The sequence below is a fragment of the Sphingopyxis sp. PAMC25046 genome, assembly GCF_004795895.1.
In the GTDB taxonomy this organism is placed as follows: Bacteria; Pseudomonadota; Alphaproteobacteria; order Sphingomonadales; family Sphingomonadaceae; genus Sphingopyxis.
Genome location: NZ_CP039250.1, coordinates 131,615 through 148,697, shown reverse-complemented (window position 1 = coordinate 148,697; position 17,083 = coordinate 131,615). Strand labels below are relative to the sequence as shown.

The following is a 17,083-nucleotide window of genomic DNA, read 5'->3' as shown; positions in this document are numbered from 1 at the left end:
CTCTAAAAGCTTCTGATCGAGCAGCCGACGCGGATTTTTCCGTCGAAGATTGCTTCGGCACGCTGGCCCGGCCGAATTTCATGGATACCGGTGATCGCACCCGCGGACACCCATGTCCCGGGTGGAATAGCTATGCCGCGCGCGCGCAGGATGCCAATCAGGAACAACGCCGAGCCGAAGGGACCGTCGAGCATGGCCTCCATCGTCGCGGTGCCGACGGTTTCGCCGTCGATCGCCATTTCGACCGGCATACGGATGAGGTCGGCGTCCTCCCAGTCGGCGATCGACGGGCCGAGGATCAGCCCCTTGTTGTTGCCATAGTCCGACGCGGTGACCGCGGGGCCGTGGCGGTTGATTTCGGGAAAGGGCGAACTCGCGATCTCGATGCCCGTGCGGACGTCGGCAATGCAGCTCTTCACGCTGTCGATATCATAATCGCGCGTGCCGACGTCGCCGAAACAAAGCAGCACCTCCGCCTCGGCCGCGGCGAATCCGTCGGCATAGATAGGCATCGCCGGCTGTTCGGCGGCACCCACGATTTCGTCGGCGAAGATCGGGCCGGTCAGGCGGTTGCCGCCATAGCGGTCGACGAGTTCGGGCGCGATTCGTCCGACCTTCCAGCCGCCAATGCGGCGACCGTCGAGCGCGATCGCGCTGTCCTGGATCGCATAAGCCTCGGCCATCGTCTGCGGCATCGCGCCCGGATAGGCGGTAAGCGGTGTCTTTCGCGCACGCGCGTCGATCAGGGCTCGCGCTATATTCTCTTGGTCGCTTGTCGCCAGCATCTTTCTCATTTCCCTCTTCCGCGATGCGGTGTAAGAGACACCGGTGTCAAAGGCAAGCGAATATCGGATGTATGACAAATAGCTTCGTCCTTTCGGGTGCCGGGCGACGATGACCGGCGTCGGCAAAATCCGTGTGATCCGCGTTCATAACGCGGACAATGTCGCGACCGCGATTGCCGATATCGCTGCGGGCGTGGCGCCCTTCGGCGATAGCGGCCCTCGCGCATCGGTCGCCGTCGAACGCGGGCACAAAATCGCGATCGCACCGATCGCGCGCGGCGCGCCGGTGGTCAAATATGGTTCCCCGATCGGCATCGCGACCGCCGACATCGCGCCCGGCGACCATGTCCACAGCCATAATCTGGCGACCGCGCTCACCGGCGATGGCGATTATCGCTATTCCGCCCCGGCCGAATCCGGCGCCAGGCCGGAGGGGCAGCCCGCGCGAAGCTTTCGCGGCTATGTCCGCGCCGACGGCCGCGTCGGGACGCGCAACGAGATCTGGATCCTGCCGACCGTCGGCTGCGTCGGCAATCTCGCCGCGCGCGTCGCGCGGATCGCGGGCGAGCGCCATGCCGGTCGTGTCGACGGCATCCATGCGTTCAAGCACCCGTTCGGTTGCTCGCAGCTCGGCGACGACCTCGGTCATACGCGCGCGCTCCTCGCCGCGCTCGCGCAGCACCCCAATGCGGGCGGCGTGCTGATCGTCGGCCTCGGGTGCGAAAGCAACCAGCTTGGCGCGCTGCTCGATAGCATTCCTGCCGAACGCCGCGCGCATATCCGCACGCTCTCGGCGCAGGCGGTCGAGGATGACGAGGCCGTCTGCCTCGCGCTGGTCGATGAGCTGGTGGCGGAATGCGCCGATACGCCGCGCACCGACATGCCGCTGGCGAAACTGGTGCTCGGGGTCAAATGCGGCGGCTCGGACGGTCTGTCGGGCCTTACCGCCAACCCGCTCGTCGGGCGCATGGCCGATGCGGTCGCGGCGGCGGGCGGCAAGGTGGTGCTGACCGAAATACCCGAAATTTTCGGCGCCGAACAGCTTTTGATGGACCGTGCCATATCGCGCGCGGTGTTCGACGATACGGTCGCGCTCGTTCGCGATTTCAAGCAATATTTCATCGGCCACGGCGAGCCGGTGAGCGAGAACCCGTCGCCCGGGAACATCGCGGGCGGGATCACGACGCTCGAGGAAAAGTCATTGGGCGCGGTGCAAAAGGGCGGCAAGGTGCCGCTCGTCGATGTCCGGCGCTATGGCGGCGAGGCGGCACTTCCGGGCCTGACCCTGCTTGAGGCGCCCGGTAACGACGCGGTGTCGTCGACCGCGCTGACCGCGGCGGGCGCGACGATCATCCTGTTCACCACCGGCCGCGGCACCCCGCTCGGCTTTCCGGCGCCGACGCTGAAGATCGCATCGAACAGCGCGCTGGCCCAGCGCAAGGCGGGCTGGATCGACTTCGACGCCGGGCAGGTTCTCGGCGCCGGTTTCGATCATGCCGCCGACGTGCTGCTCGACCTGATCACCGCCACCGCGTCGGGCACGCCGACCAAGGCCGAGGCAAATGAGGAACGCGACATCGCGATCTGGAAATCGGGCGTGACGCTTTAGTCCAGCGCCTCGAAGGTGAAGCTCCGGAAACGCGCCTCGCCCGTACCCGCCGAATAAAGGCCGGGGCGCAGCATCAGGAAACCCCCGCGCACATTATGGTGGTATCCCGACACCTCCATGCCGCGGTCGAAGCGAACCCATGTCTTCCCGCCGTCGCCACTCGTGTCATAGGTGACGATATGACGGTCATTGGTGACACGCATCCGCATCCTCGATCCATGCGGGTTGGCGGGCCTCGCGCGCTCGATCCCATATTGATGCGTGACGAAGCGGTCGCCATCAAAGCCGAGCCCGCAATAGAGCCTATTGTCGTAAAAGAGGATCAGCCCTGCGGTGCCGCCCGGCGCGATCTCGATATCGCATTCGAAGCGGTAGGCCTGGTCCCCCGCAATCAGGAGCAAGGGTGAGGAGTCGACCGGCGCCTTGCCGCGCCCTGCTAGGACCAGCGCGCCATCCTCGACGCGTGCACGGCTGCTTTCGTCAGCGGCGGGCTTGAAGAAATTCCATTTCGCGCCGAGCGCAAGCGTCGCGAAATCGTCCGAAAGCGCCATGCCGTGCGGCCCGGCGACCGTGCCGCCCTTCGGTTTCGCGATCGGCTGCGACAGGTCGCCGCCTTTCATGCGGAACCAGCCGTCGTCGGTCCACTCGACGGGATCGAGCAAGGCCTGCCGCCCGAGCGTCCAATAGCCATTTTCATAGCCATGATAGACGCTCCACCAGTCGCCCGCTGGCCCTTCGACCAGCGTCGCATGGCCGCGCGACCACCATTTTTCGGCGGCCGACCTGGTGTGGACGAGGGGGTTGGCGGGGCAATTCTCCCACGGCCCGTGGATCGATTTCGAACGCGCGGCGATCACCATATGCCCCGTCGGCGGACCCGCCGTGCCGCCGACCGCGGTGATCATATAATAATAGTCGCCGTGGCGCGTGATCTTCGGCCCTTCGGGCGCGAAGCCTTCGACGACCCAGTCGGACGGATAGCGCCACGGGTCATAGACATGCTCGGGCTCGCCGACACGTTCGAGGCCGTCGTCGGACAGGCGCACGCGGTCGCCCCCCGACAGGAACAGCCAGCGCGACCCGTCCTCGCCGACCGCATGACCGGGGTCGATATGGTTCGGCAGATTGAGATCGACGGGGTCGCTCCACGGCCCCTCGATCCGGTCGGCCCAGATCACCCAGCTCGTGTTCGGGCCTTTCGTGGGAATATAAAGATAATAGCGGCCCTTGTGCTTCACCAACTCGGGCGCCCACACCGACCCGATATTCTTCGTCAGCGCGGGCCCGACCGGGCGCCAGTTCACCAGGTCGCGCGAATGCCAGATGACCAGCCCCGGATAGGAGTCGAAGGTCGAGAAGGTCATATAATAGTCGGCGCCGTCCTTCAGGATCGACGGGTCGGGATGGTCGCCGGCCATGATCGGGTTGAGGAAGCGCCCGTCGCCGAGGTCGGCCTTGCGCTGGCCGTCGAACCCCGCGGCCCACGCGGGCGCCGGACCGGGCGAAACGCGTGGCGCCGGCGCCATTGCGAAGGCGGAAGGGGCACCGAGGCCACCCAACAGCCCCGCACCGGCCAGTTTCAGCATGTCGCGGCGATCGGTCACATTTTCCTCCTGAAAAAAGAAAGGCCCGGTCCCCGAAATGGAAACCGGGCCTCACCGGGACGAACCCTTTTGCGTCAGATCTTGACGCGCGCGCCGAACAGGAAGGTCCGGCCGTAATGATTATTCTCGTAATTGCGCTCGGCGAAAATATCGTTGAAGCGATAGCGATAATCGTCGGTCAGGTTGGTGCCCTCGACCGACAATTCGATCTGTTCGGTCAGCTGATAGCGGATCGAGGCGTCGACGTTGAACGAGCTGCCATAGCCTTCGAAGATATTATTGTTGCCGCTGGTGCTGTCGTTGTAGCCGCTGCGCCACGCCGCCGATGTGCGGATCGAGAATTTGCCGTCGTCATAATAGACGGTGGCGTTCCATGCCCGCTTTGCGAGCCCGAGCAGCGGCTGGGTGTAGGTTTCGGCGGGCTGTGACTCGAGACGGTTGGTGACCGGATTATAGGCCAATGGCCCGGCAACCGTATAATCGACGTCGCTTTTCACGAAGGTCGCATTGCCGAGCACGCCGAAGTGACGAAGCGAATCCGAAAAGACCGAGAAGGGCAGCTGCAACGATAGTTCGACACCCTTCAGATTGGCGCCGGGGCCGTTGCCCGTGGTGCGGAATTCGAACTGGCGGTTCGGGTCGTCGCCGTCGACGACGGCGACATAGGCCGGCGTTCCGGGCGTCAACAGCGACAGCGGCAAGCCGCTCGAAGCATAGGTACCCTGGAGCGAGGTCGAAATCGGGAAGCTTTCGATGTCCTTGGCGAACAGCGCGACCGACGCGATGGCGCCGGGAGCGAAATACCACTCGGCCGCAAGGTCGAAGGTGGTCGCCCGATAGGGATCGAGGAACGGATTGCCCGAAGTGATACGGAAGTTGAACTGGTCGACCGTGCCGCCCGGCGACAGGCTGCCCAGCGTCGGACGGGTGATCACTTTCGCGATCGCGCCGCGCAGGATCAGCGTTTCGGTCGGGTGCAGGTTGAGGTTGAACGAGGGCAACCAGTCGTCATAGGTCCGATCGACCGTGACGAACGTGCCACTGGCAAAGCCCGACGATGACTGATCGGTCTTGGCATAGCGCACCCCGGCATTACCGGTCAGGCGCATCCCCAGCAGGTCGGTCTCGAACTCGGCCATGAACCAGCCGCCATAGGTTTTTTCGGTGACCGCGCGTTGCTGCCCCTCCTGGAGTATGGCGGGGCGATTATAAAGATCGATCAGCGCGGTGCCGGCATCGAGATCCGGCACGACCCAGGCGTTGGTGTTCCCCGCGGGCTGGCCCGCATCGCCGAGGTTGAAGATGTCGGCGATGTCCGACGTGACCGGCAGCCCGTTGGTGCCGGGCGCGCAGGTAAAGGCCGCGCAATAGGTGCTGTCGCGGCTGAACTGGACGGTATCGAAATCGAACTGGCGATAGAAGCCGCCCCCGAGCAGCTTGAACCGGTCGGCAACCTCCCAATCGAAATCGGCAGCAAAGGTCTTGAACTTGTTCGTCTGATACGAGGGGCGATCGCGGAATTCGGCGAGTTCGAACGATGTCGGATCCTCGATTCCGGGGCCGAAGCTGAGCACCGGATATTTCATATTGGTGTAATCGAAGCGATATCCGGTCGCATCGCGATCGTCGAAGGCAAGCGTCGTTTCGATGGGAATATCGGCCTGCGACTTGGAAAAGCCCGCGATCAGCTTCACGCCCAGCGTATCGGTCAGCCGTTGTTCGACGCGGCCCGAAAGCTGGTAGAATTCGGTCTCGCTCTGGCGCGAATAACGTTCGGTGCGGACATAGACATTGTCGAGGTCGGCGGCGATCAGATTATTGTTCGAGTCGATCGTGTAATTCGACAGGTCGATCGACCGTTCGTTGCTGCGCAGCAGCACTTCGCCCCAATATTCGTCGCGCGTCTCCTTGAACCGCGAATAGAGGCCGTCGATCGAAATCTTGGTATTCTCGCTCGGTTCGAACTGGATCGAGGCGGTCGCGCCGAGCCGCGAGCGATCATGGTGGACGAGGCCGTAACGCGGGATGCGCGGGTGAAAGGCTTCGGCGACCTCGATGCAGCCGTCCGAGGGATTGGCGACGAAGTTCGAGCCCGAGAGGCAGGTCACGCCATCGACGCTGCGGAACGGCGCCTGCGCCCAGCGCACCGTGTTGTTGCCCAGCTCGTCGGTGCCATAGTCCGACCAGGCGACCGACGCCGACACCCCGAAGGTGCGATCGGCGTTGGTCCAGGCGATGAGGCCCGCGAGGCGCGGATCGACATCCTTGGTCAGGTCGTTGTAGCGCGCCTGCGCCGAGGCGACGAGCGTCAGCCCTTCCTTGCCGCCCAGCGGATTGCCGGTGTTGAGGTCGACCACGGCGCCGAGCGAACCTTCGTCGAGCGAGGCCGACGCCGTCTTGTGGACGACGAGCGAGGTGAACAGTTCGGACGCGAAAACGTTGAAGTCGAACGCGCGGTCGCGGTTCGCCGAGGCACCGTCGGTCGAGGTCGCGATCGTTTCCATGCCGTTGAGGCGGACGCGGGTGAATTGCGCACCGAGCCCGCGGACGGTGATCGCGCGGCCCTCGCCGGCGTCGCGCTGGATCGAGATGCCCGGGATGCGCTGGAGCGACTCGGCGAGATTCTGGTCGGGGAATTTCGCGATATCCTCTGCGACGATGACATCGACCGCGGAGATCGAATCGCGCTTCTGGTCGAGCGCCTTGTCGAGCGAGGCGCGAAAGCCGGTGACGATAATCTCGTCCTCGGTCGCGACGCCTTCGGCGGCGGGCGCGGCCTCTTGCGCCCAGACGGGCGAGATCGTCAGCGCGGCCAGCGATGCGCCGCACGCCAGCCGGGTCAAAGCGCGAACGCTCCGCATTGCATGAATAGCCATTATCATCCTCCCTTGTGCCCCGTTGCCCCCGCTCGCGCAAGAAATGACACCGGTTACTTTGCTGGACAAAGCGATATGGCGCACCGCTTCATCCGTCGATTTTTCAGAGAGTGAGATTGGCCGCCGCCATGCGCGACGAACCGGATCAGACCCTCTCCCTTGGAAATATTTTCTCGTTGACCGATTGGGGTAACCGGTGTCAGAAAGATTGCGGATTGCGGCGAACATGTCAATACCCCAATGAAAAGGAGAGGTAGGATGGCTAAAAAGCCCTGGATAACCGCGCTTTTTTTAACCCTTTGCCTGTCATCCATCCCTGCGGCGGCGGCCGGCGCTGCGCCGCTGGCCTTCCCCGGCGCGGTCGGTCCCGCAGCGCAAACGCCTGGCGGACGCGGCGGCCAGATCCTGCGCGTGACGACGCTCGCGCCCGACGGTCCGGGGTCGCTGAAGGCGGCGATCGAAACACCGGGGCCGCGTATCATCGTGTTCGAGGTCGGCGGCGTGATCGACATGGGCCGCAAGACGATCGAGATCAGACATCCCTATCTGACGATCGCCGGCCAGACCGCGCCGGGACCCGGGATCACGCTGATCCGCACCGGCATCGACGTAAAGACGCACGACGTCGTGATGCGCCATTTGCGCGTCTACACCGGCGCCGACGGCCAGTCGAAACGCAGCGGCTGGGAAGCCGACGCCTTTTCGACCGTGGCGGCGCAAAATGTCATCGTCGACCATTGCACCTTCCTGTGGGCGATCGACGAAAATATGTCGGCGTCGGGCCCGCGCTTCACCGGCAACAGCGTCGAGGAATGGCGGCGGGGAACGAGCCACAACATCAGCTTCTCGAACAATCTCGCCGCCGAAGGCCTTGCCGACGCGAGCCATCCGAAGGGAGAGCACAGCAAGGGTTCGCTGATCCACGACAATGCGACGGGGATCGTCTTCTATCGCAACGTCTGGGCGCATAATGTCGAGCGCAACCCGCTGATCAAGGGCGGCGCGCAGGCGCTGATGATCAACAATCTGATCTACAACCCGCAGCATCGCGCGGTGCACTATAACCTGATGAACCTCGAATGGACCGGGCACGACTATGTGACGGGGCGGATCACCGCGATCGGCAATGTGATGCGCGGCGGCAACGACACCGATCCCGGCCTGCCCTTCCTGATGCTCGGCGGCGACGGCGATCTCGAATATTATGGCAAGGACAATCTCCACGTCGACCGCCACGGCGAAGCGCTTCCTGAGTTCGGCCGCTATGGCGAGACGCAGGCGAAGCTCATCCGCGCGAAAGCCCCGCTGGCGCCCGTCGACGGTTATACCATCCTGCCGACGCGCGATGTCGAAACATCGGTCCTTTCGAGCGTGGGCGCCCGGCCCTGGGCGCGCGATGCGGAGGAGATTCGCGTCCTCTTCTTCGTCGCCGAGGGGCGCGGCGACGTGATCGACGACGAAAGGGAGGTCAGCGGTTATCCCAAGGTCGAAGCGGTGCGCGCACCCTTTGTCGAACGGGATTGGGACCTCGCGACGATGGAACCGAAATCGGGCCGATACCCCGGCCAGACCGCGCCGATGCCGCAGGAACATCTGTCGGCGCGCGATCGCGCGTCGCGCAGTGAAGCGCAATGACCGCGTTGCTCGCGATCATGCTCGCGGGCGCCGGCGCGCCCGCGATGGTCGTGATCGACGAGGCGGCGACCGTGCGCGAGGAAGCCCCGCCGCACGGCGCGATCGGCCTCTCGACCGCGTGGCGGATCAGCGACGCAGTGCCTGCGCCGCGCAGCTTCGAGTTTCGCAAGCGCGCGCTGCATGTCGGCGCCGCGATCGGCATTCACGCGATCGACCATGACGAGATTTATTATGTCGTCTCGGGCACCGGCGTCGTCCATTCGGACGGCGAGGAGAAGGCGCTGAAAGCCGGGACCGCAGCGTGGCTCTACAAGGGCGCGAAGGTCGGCATCCGCCAGACGGGCGACGAAGAACTGGTACTGATCATCGCCTATCCCAACAAGGCGCCCGCGCCATGACCGTCGATCGCCGCGCGCTGCTGACCGCGAGCCTCGCGCTGCCCTTCGCAAGTGCTGCCGCACGCGCGACTTGGACGCGGCCCGCCGGCCTGGCGCCCGACGACAGCGTGATGCTCTGGCCCGAAGGCCATGTCCGTCCGCCCGCGGGGCTCGTCCAGGCGGTCGTGCAGCGGAGCGAGGATCCGAACGCGAGCGACCGGATGCTGGAAGGCATCACGCGCCCGCGGCTCGACATCTTCCGTCCCGCCCGGCCCAATGGCGCGGCGGTCATCCTCGCGCCCGGCGGCGGCTATCGCTATGTCGTGGTCGACAAGGAAGGTTATGAACTGGCGCGCTGGCTGACGGCGCGCGACGTCACCGTCTATGTCCTCTTCTATCGCCTGCCCGGCGACGGGTGGGCGAACGGCGCCGACGTCCCGCTTGCCGATGCGCAGCGCGCCGTTCGGCTGGTGCGCAGCCGCGCTCGGATCGACGGGATTGATCCGACGCGCGTCGCCTTCGGCGGCTTTTCGGCCGGCGGACAGGTCGCGACGAGCCTGCTCACGCGCTTCGACGCCAAAGTCTATGATTCGACAGACACCGCCGATGCGATGTCGGCACGCCCCGACGCGCTCGCCGCTATCTATCCGGTCGTGTCGATGGACCCGGCGATCGCGCATGCGACGAGCCGCGAGAAGCTGATCGGCACCGATGCCGATGCGGCGCGCGAGAAAGCCTATTCGCCCGAACGCAATGTCCGCGCCGACCAGCCGCCGCTGTGGCTGCTCCACGCCGAGGACGACGATGTCGTGAAGGTCGAGAACAGCGTGCGGCTGCGCGCGGCGACACGCGCGATCGGCGCGCCGGTCGAGGCGCATTTCTTCGAGCGCGGCGGGCACGGCTTCGGGCTGATGAAGACGGCGGGGCTACCCATTGCGATCTGGCCCGAACTGCTCTGGAGCTGGCTCGGCGCGCACAAGATCGTCTAGCTGCCGGGCTGAATGTACGGCACCCGCGCGAACAGCTCACGCTCCCACCGACGCGGGTCATTTTCGACGCGGCTCTCGATATCGAAGATCATCGTTTGCCGTTTCGCCAGACCATAAGCTGGCCAACCCGGATCGCCGGTGCGGGCAAAGCTCACGAAGGCATCCATCACGCGGTCGCTCATCGCCTGCTGCGCGGGCGTCGGATCGGGGATCGTGCCGAAGCTGAGGCCGATATCGTCGGTGTGTTTCGCATCCTCGAAATCGAGCTGGTAGACGAAGGCGGGGGCGCCGGCGCGCGCCCGCGCCTCGGCTTCTTCGACCTGCCCGCGCCAGCTGCGCGCGGCGGTGACGATGCGGTGGAAGAGTTCGAGCGGTTCGGCCCGGGGATAGCGCGCGCGGAATTGCGCGACGACCCACGACGGCCCGATATCGATCCGCATTTCGGGCGCGATGCGCGCCGCGAGATTGTCGAAATCGAGCCCAGCCAGCTGCTTGCTGTCGGGCGAATAAAAGGCGCGCGTTTCCATCACCGTATTACCGAGCATCATCGGAATGGCCAGCGACTGCGGCGCGGCGTCGGGCCAGAAGGGATGGCGCGTCAGATGCGTCATGTCGAGCACCGGTCCCATATATACCGAGCCGCCGAGGATCGGGTCGATCGCCGCCAGCGCGGTTACGAGCTGCTCGACCGGCGCGGTCGCGGGATCGACATTTTTGCCGAGTTTATCGAGAAACGCCTCGGCGCGTCTGGTGGCGTTGAGCGGCCCCGACGCGGTGACCTGCTGCCCGCTCATCGTGATCGCCTTGTGGAACAGGCCTTTCGCGGCCGGCATCGCCATCAGCGTCGCGATCTTCGCGCCGCCGCCCGACTGGCCGAAGACCGTGACATTGCCCGGATCGCCGCCAAAGGCCGCAATGTTCCGCTTAACCCATTGCAGCGCGACGATCAGGTCGAGCTGCCCCGCATTGCCGCTGTCGGGAAAGCGCGGATCGAGGCGCGCGAGATAGAGATAGCCGAGCGCGTTGAGGCGGTGGTTGACGGTGACCACGACGACATCGCCGCGCGCCGCAAGCCTTGTTCCGTCGTTGATCGGGTCGGTAACGCTGCCGGTCGAATAGGCGCCGCCGTGGAAATAGACCATGACCGGGCGCTTGCGCTTCGCCTCGATGTCGGGGGTCCAGACGTTGAGGAACAGGCAGTCTTCGGATTGCGGCTGATAGCGGTCGCCCCTCTGCGGGCAGGCGGGGCCAAAGCGGTCGCCCTGCAGCTGCTCGGCTTTGGTCACCGCGACCGGGGCCGAAAAGCGGCTGGCGCGGGCATAGCGGATGCCCGTGAAAGCCCAGGCCACCCCGTCGCCCGTGCTTCGCCGTTCGCCCGATCGATAGGCGCCGTCGCGGGCCTCGACCCCGCCGAAATATGTTATCGGCGTAATGGAATCGGCCTTGGCGATCACAGGCACGATCAACGACGCCGCGCCTGCGGTCAGCAGCGTGCGCCGCGTCAACCTATCGCCGGACATCGAGCCCGCCGCCGTGGAAGGCGTCGATGTCGGCCTGTCCGAAGCGGCTCGCGTCGCCCGGCAGCGAATGTTTGAGGCAGGTGAGCGCGAGGCCGCTTTGAGCCATCGCCCCGGAATCGCCGCCCGAGCGATATGCGTGCAGCACCCCGGCGGCAAAGGCGTCGCCCGCGCCGATGCGGTCGACGATGCCGGTGACGTCGATCTCGGCGGTCTGATGGCAAGCATCGCGAAGGTCGACGCGCGCCGCGATGCGGTGATGGTCGGCGGTAACGGTGTGCCGGGCGGTCGATGCGATGAGCCGGAGGCCAGGGAAAGCCTCGAAACCCGCCTCGGCTGCCTCGCGCCGCCGGTCTTCGCCGTCGCCGCTGAATTCCTTGCCCAGCACCAGCGAGAGATCGCGGTGGTTGCCGAACAAGATGTCGGCGCTGCCGATCAATTCCGTCAGGACCGAACGCGGGTCGCTGTCCCACGCCTCCCACAGCATCGCGCGGTAATTGCCGTCGAAGCTGACCGGCACGCCGAGCCGCTTCGCCGCGCGCGCCGCGGCGAGCGCGGCTTCGGCCGAACGCGGCCCGAGCGCGGGGGTGATGCCCGACAGGTGGAGCAGGCCGGCGCCCGCGAGCAGGCGGTCGAAATCATAATCCTCGGGTCCCGTCGCCGCGAAGCTCGATCCGGCGCGGTCGTAGACGATCTCCGACGCGCGCAGCCCCGCGCCGACGCTGAGGAAATAGAGCCCCATGCGCCCCGGGTGAAGCGTGACGGCGGTGCAGTCGACGCCCGCGCCGCGCACCGCCGCCACCGCACCGCGACCCAGTGCGTTCGAAGGGACCTTGCTGACCATCGCGCAATCATGGCCGAGATGCGCGAGCCCGATGGCGACATTCGCCTCGGCGCCGCCGACGTGGAGCGCGAGGGCGGGCGATTGCATCAGCAGCTCGTTGCCCGGCGCGTTAAGGCGGATCAGCAGTTCGCCGAAAAAGACGAGTTTACCCTCTGCCATCCCCACTCCGTTCGCCGCCTGCCGCGGTCAGTATCTTACAAAATCAACGCGCGAGCCAGCCGCCGTCGACCGCGAGGATATGGCCCTGCACATAATCCGACGCCGAGGACGCCAAGAACACCGCGGCGCCGCCGATGTCGCTGGGATCGCCCCAGCGCCCCGCCGGGATACGCTCCATGATCTGACGATTGCGCGTCTCGTCGCCTTGCAGCGCGGCGGTGTTGTTCGTCGCGATATAGCCGGGGGCGATCGCGTTGACCTGCACGCCCTTCGCCGCCCATTCGTTCGCGAGCAATTTGGTAAGCCCACCGACTCCTGATTTCGACGCGGTATAGCTCGGCACGCGAATGCCGCCCTGAAAGGTCAGCATCGAGGCGATGTTGATGATCTTGCCCGAACCCCCCTCTTTTTCAATACGCGCGATCATGTGACGCCCGACGCCTTGGCACAGGAAGAAGAGCGTCTTCAAATTGGTGTCCATCACCGCGTCCCAGTCGGCCTCGGTGAAGTCGACCGCGTCGGCACGGCGGATGATGCCGGCATTGTTGACGAGGATGTCGATGCGTCCGAACTCGGCCAATACTGCATCGACAAGCGGCTGCACCGCGCCAACGCTCGACAGGTCGGCGGCGAAATTCTCGGCCCTATGTCCGAGCCCGCGGACCTTGCCGACGGTCTCGTCGGCGGGCGAGCGGCCCGCCGCGGCGATGTCGGCGCCGGCTTCGGCGAGCGCGAGCGCGATCCCCTGTCCGATGCCGGTGTTGGCGCCGGTGACCAGCGCGACTTTTCCCGTGAGGTCGAACATCTTCATCTTCCTACCCTTCGTCATGCCGGGCTTGATCCGGCATCCATTTCGGCGGTGTTGTCCGGACCCCGGATCAGGTCCGGGGTGACGATAATGGTTACGACAGCTGACAGATGTCGAGGACGTTCATGTCGGTATAATCCTGATTCTCTCCCGCCATCGCCCAGATGAAGGCATAGGATTTCGTGCCCGCGCCCATGTGGATCGACCAGGGCGGCGAAATCACCGCTTCCTCATTCTGCATCACGATGTGGCGCGTCGCTTCGCCCTCGCCCATGAAGTGCATGACGCGGTCGGTGTCGACATTGTCGAGTTCGAAGTAGAAGTAGATTTCGCTGCGGCGCTCGTGGATGTGCGGCGGCATCGTGTTCCAGACGCTTCCTTCCTTGAGCACGGTGAGGCCCATGACGAGCTGCGCGCTGTCGCAGACCCCCGGAATGACGAGCTGGTAAATTGTGCGCTCGTTCGATTCGGCGAGGCTGCCGCGGTCGAGCGCATTGGCGTCGGCGATGCCGAGCTTGCGAGTCGTGAACGCCTTGTGCGCCGGGCACGACGCCAGATAATAGCGCGCGCCTTCGCCCGCGAAGGCGACGTCCTTCGCGCCCATCGTCACATAGAGGCAGTCCTTGTTGCCGAGCGTGAAGCTCTCGCCATCGACGGTCACCGTCCCCTCTACCGCCGAAACATTGACGATCGCCAGTTCGCGGCGCTCGAGGAACGGGTGGCCTGCGGCCGACGGCGGCTCGGTCTGCGCCGGCAGCTTGACCGGCGCCGAACCCACCGCGACCCCGCCGATCACGAACCGGTCGGCGTGGGTGTAGTTGAGGACGCATTCACCGGTACGGAACAGATTCTGGATGAGGTAGCGATCGCGCAGCTCGGCATTCGACACCTCCTCCATCATCACGGGGTGGGTGGCGTAATAGGTCTTGGAAAACATGGGATCGCATCCTCGCTCGATATTTCTGGGCTTGCCGCCTTGCTAGTTTTGATGGTAACCGGTGTCAAGAGCTGTTGGCGCGTCCGCCGGGCGGTTGATTTTACGCGTTCGAGCGCCCATCAGCATAGAAAAGCGCGGGTCTGGCCAGAGGCCCCGCAGGGGAAAGAGCGAATATGGCGGCACAAAATAAGGGGCCGGGGGGCAAGCAGCCGACGATCAACGATGTCGCGGCGCTGGCGGGGGTGTCGAAAAAGACGGTGAGCCGAGTGATCAACCGGTCCGAATTCCTGACCGACAAAACGCGCGCGGCGGTCGAAAAGGCAATCGAGCAGCTCGGCTTCGTCCCGAATCCGCAGGCGCGTGCGCTCGCCTTTCGCCGCAACTTCCTGATCGCTTTGCTCCACGACAATCCGAACGCGCAGACCGTGCTAAACTTTCAGCGCGGCGTGCTCGACGCGATCAAGGACAGCGATCTCGCGCTGCTCGTTCGCCCCGTCGACCGCGGATCGGACAAGCTGCTCGACGACGTCCGCACCTTCCTTGAAAAGCAGCGGCCGATCGGCGCGATGCTGCTGCCACCGATTTCGGAGAATGACGATCTCGCCGCGCTCTGCGAGGATCTTGGCGTGCGCTATGTCCGCATCGGGTCGGCGCGGATCGACGATGCGAAGCGCTGCATCTCGTCGAACGATCGCGAGGTGGTCGCCGAGGCGGTGCGCGGGCTCGTCGCGCTCGGCCACCGCCGGATCGGTTTCGTGCGCGGCCCCGTCGGCTTCCGTTCGGCCGCCGAGCGCGAAGAGGGGTTCCGCGAGGCGCTCGCCGAAGCCGGGCTCGATCTTCCCGACGAACTTTATGCGCCCGGCAACTATCGTTACACCGCAGGCATCGAGGCGGGCGAAGCCCTGCTCTCGCTGGCCGAACCCCCGACCGCGGTCTTCTGCTCGAACGACGAGATGGCGGCTGGATTGATGAGCGTCGCGCATGGCAAGGGCATCAAGGTGCCGGGCGAGCTGTCGATCATCGGGTTCGACGACAGCCCGACCGCGACGCATATCTGGCCCGCGCTCAGCACCGTGCGCTGGCCGATCCGCGAAATGGGCATCCGCGCTGCGCAAACGCTCGTTCCCGATTTCCTCGGGCCGGGCGCCAAGGCGGCGGGCGACGAAAGCAATGTGCTCGCCTCGACCTTTGTCGAACGGCAATCGGTCGCCGCACCGCCCGGCCGCTGATCAGCGCCGCCGGCGCGCTATTTGATAATCGTAGAGCGACGGCACCGCGTCGACCGCCTGCCCCGTGCCTTCGATATAGGGCGCCGGCGTGTAGTGGACCCTGATCTTGCGGTTTGCGTGCAGCCCGACGATCCGCTCGCCCGGGCCTTCGAGCCCGCTGGTGATCGCGACGCTGGCGTCGGCGGGGATGCTTTCGGGCATGACAAGCTTCGCGTTCCAGAGCGTGTTGTAGAGGCCGTGCCCCGGTTTCCAGTAAGGCGCGCCGCCGCCGACCCAGAGCTGATACTGCCAACCGTCCTTGCCCTGCTTCGGGTCGATGTGCATTTCGACCTGATCGAACAGATTCTGGTGGTTCGAACCGCTGTGCTGGTCGATGATCGCATCGCGGTCGACGACTGCGCGCAGAAACACCGACCGCGTCGAGCGCGTGTTGATGCTGACCGGATGGACGACCGGATTTTCGACTTTCAAATCCTTGACCAGCACATTGTGGACTGCGCCGACGTGCACCGAATAATGCGCGCTGCGGTCGCCCGTCGTGGTGATGTCAGCGATCGTCAGGCTGGCCGCATTGTCGGTCAATATGCCGCTGTCCGCCCGGTCGATCGTCATATCGCGGATCCAGCCGTCGAAGACGCCGGTCATATATATGCCGTTATAGCCCTGCTCGAGATGATGGCCAAACGCCGGCGCTTTGGGGAATTGCAGCCGCAGATTCTGGATGCCGACGTTGGTCAGATGCGTCCAGTCGGCAACCACCGCGGGCTGGTCGGCGCGGATGTCGTGGAGCAGCGGATCGCCGAGCGTCACAGTCTTGCCCCGGATCGCCACAACGCGCGTCGCCTGCGCGACCACCGGCCGGTCGGGGAAGGTCCAGTGGTGCGAGCCGATCGGCAGATCGGTGTCGCCGTAAAGCGATTTCAGAATCTTGCTCTTCGGCCCGTCGACCGAAAACCATTGCAGCTGGACGACATCGCCGACCTTGAGCTTCGCCGCATTGTCGACCGTCAGCGTGCGGGCGAACTGCTTGCCCGACACGCCGTTTGCGAGCACCGGGTCGCGGACATCCTTCGTCCCGTCATAGGAGACGGGGCGGCTGCCCTCGGGCGCGACATAGATCATCCCGCCGGACCAGGTATATTCGGTGAAAAGATAGTCGATATTATGCTCGGGCTCGACCTGCTGCTTCTTCTCGCGCACCAGATATTCGCGGAGCTCGTCATAATCGTGGCTCTTGTCGATCAGCTTCAGCGGGCGCGGGAACCAGAGTTCGCTGCCGCCAGGACCATCACCCGCGCCGTCGAGAATGATATCGCTGCGCGTGACGCGCAATATTTCGGTGATTTGCGTGCGCCCCTTGGGAAAGCGCAGCGTCACCTTGCCCTTCACCGCATTGGCCGCGGCGAGCGCGCGGAGCACCGCCTTGCTATCGTCGAGCCCGTCGTCGGGGATCGCGCCATGATCGGTCACGTCGATGATTGTCCCGGCATCGGCGGGAAGGGGTGCAAGGCCGAAGCCATAGCCCGCATAACTGAAATCGGGCAGCGGATTCGCTGCCACGGTCGCCGGGTCCGACAGGATCTTGGGCAATTTCGCCGGCTGCGCCTGAGCGGGAAAAATTAGCGCCGCGCCCAGCGCCACAACCGAAACGAGGCGCGCACGCCCTTTACCCAAGATCATCACTCATCCACTCCCTGCGGCCCGGTGGCATGGC

General features: G+C 65.2%; 13 protein-coding genes. 5 read left to right on the top strand and 8 right to left on the bottom strand.

All coding sequences use genetic code 11. The annotated features are described in order from the left end of the window. Positions 1–2 precede the first annotated feature (2 nt). Entirely contained in the window at positions 3–794 is a 792-nt protein-coding gene (locus E5675_RS00725; RefSeq protein WP_247594733.1) for a 2-keto-4-pentenoate hydratase, read from the bottom strand. A gap of 100 nt (positions 795–894) precedes the next feature. Between E5675_RS00725 and E5675_RS00720 the strand changes: the two genes are divergently transcribed. After that, a complete protein-coding gene (locus tag E5675_RS00720; protein WP_136173000.1) occupies positions 895–2,394 on the top strand; it encodes an altronate dehydratase family protein in 1,500 nt (499 codons plus the stop codon). Here E5675_RS00720 and E5675_RS00715 read toward each other — a convergent pair. Both E5675_RS00715 and E5675_RS00710 read right to left on the bottom strand, forming a co-directional pair. Continuing rightward, complete coding sequence (locus E5675_RS00715; RefSeq protein WP_247594909.1) at positions 2,391–3,920, bottom strand: family 43 glycosylhydrolase; 1,530 nt, start codon at positions 3,918–3,920, stop codon at positions 2,391–2,393. The two genes, E5675_RS00720 and E5675_RS00715, sit on opposite strands and share 4 nt — an antisense overlap. A gap of 152 nt (positions 3,921–4,072) precedes the next feature. Next, a complete protein-coding gene (locus E5675_RS00710; RefSeq protein WP_136172999.1) occupies positions 4,073–6,874 on the bottom strand; it encodes a TonB-dependent receptor in 2,802 nt (933 codons plus the stop codon). A gap of 258 nt (positions 6,875–7,132) precedes the next feature. On the opposite strand from E5675_RS00710, the gene E5675_RS00705 reads away from it, so the two are divergent. The 3 genes from E5675_RS00705 to E5675_RS00695 are packed head-to-tail and all read left to right on the top strand — an operon-like array spanning position 7,133 to position 9,875. Then, complete coding sequence (locus tag E5675_RS00705; RefSeq protein WP_136172998.1) at positions 7,133–8,509, top strand: pectate lyase; 1,377 nt, start codon at positions 7,133–7,135, stop codon at positions 8,507–8,509. Then, positions 8,506–8,907, top strand: a complete 402-nt coding sequence (locus E5675_RS00700) for a cupin domain-containing protein (protein WP_136172997.1) — start codon at positions 8,506–8,508, stop codon at positions 8,905–8,907. Before E5675_RS00705 ends, E5675_RS00700 begins: the two co-directional genes overlap by 4 nt. After that, positions 8,904–9,875, top strand: coding sequence for an alpha/beta hydrolase (locus E5675_RS00695; protein ID WP_136172996.1), 972 nt, complete (start codon positions 8,904–8,906; stop codon positions 9,873–9,875). Before E5675_RS00700 ends, E5675_RS00695 begins: the two co-directional genes overlap by 4 nt. Here the strand turns inward: E5675_RS00695 and E5675_RS00690 are convergent. From E5675_RS00690 to kduI, 4 genes are all read right to left on the bottom strand, one after another. Continuing rightward, positions 9,872–11,395 carry a carboxylesterase family protein gene (locus E5675_RS00690; protein ID WP_136172995.1) on the bottom strand — a complete coding sequence of 508 codons (1,524 nt, stop codon included), beginning with the start codon at positions 11,393–11,395 and terminating at the stop codon, positions 9,872–9,874. The two genes, E5675_RS00695 and E5675_RS00690, sit on opposite strands and share 4 nt — an antisense overlap. After that, positions 11,382–12,395: a sugar kinase gene (locus E5675_RS00685; RefSeq protein WP_136172994.1), complete on the bottom strand. Its 1,014-nt coding sequence runs from the start codon at positions 12,393–12,395 to the stop codon at positions 11,382–11,384. The genes E5675_RS00690 and E5675_RS00685 overlap by 14 nt, the downstream gene beginning before the upstream one ends. 43 nt (positions 12,396–12,438) lie before the next feature. Beyond that, positions 12,439–13,206 carry a 2-dehydro-3-deoxy-D-gluconate 5-dehydrogenase KduD gene (kduD, locus tag E5675_RS00680; RefSeq protein WP_136176271.1) on the bottom strand — a complete coding sequence of 256 codons (768 nt, stop codon included), beginning with the start codon at positions 13,204–13,206 and terminating at the stop codon, positions 12,439–12,441. A 91-nt stretch (positions 13,207–13,297) separates the two neighbouring features. Continuing rightward, positions 13,298–14,140 carry a 5-dehydro-4-deoxy-D-glucuronate isomerase gene (gene kduI, locus E5675_RS00675; protein WP_136172993.1) on the bottom strand — a complete coding sequence of 281 codons (843 nt, stop codon included), beginning with the start codon at positions 14,138–14,140 and terminating at the stop codon, positions 13,298–13,300. A gap of 173 nt (positions 14,141–14,313) precedes the next feature. Between kduI and E5675_RS00670 the strand changes: the two genes are divergently transcribed. Continuing rightward, positions 14,314–15,369: a LacI family DNA-binding transcriptional regulator gene (locus E5675_RS00670; RefSeq protein WP_136172992.1), complete on the top strand. Its 1,056-nt coding sequence runs from the start codon at positions 14,314–14,316 to the stop codon at positions 15,367–15,369. On the opposite strand, the gene E5675_RS00665 is transcribed toward E5675_RS00670, so the two are convergent. After that, positions 15,370–17,049, bottom strand: a complete 1,680-nt coding sequence (locus E5675_RS00665) for a hypothetical protein (RefSeq protein ID WP_136172991.1) — start codon at positions 17,047–17,049, stop codon at positions 15,370–15,372. Positions 17,050–17,083: the final 34 nt, after the last annotated feature.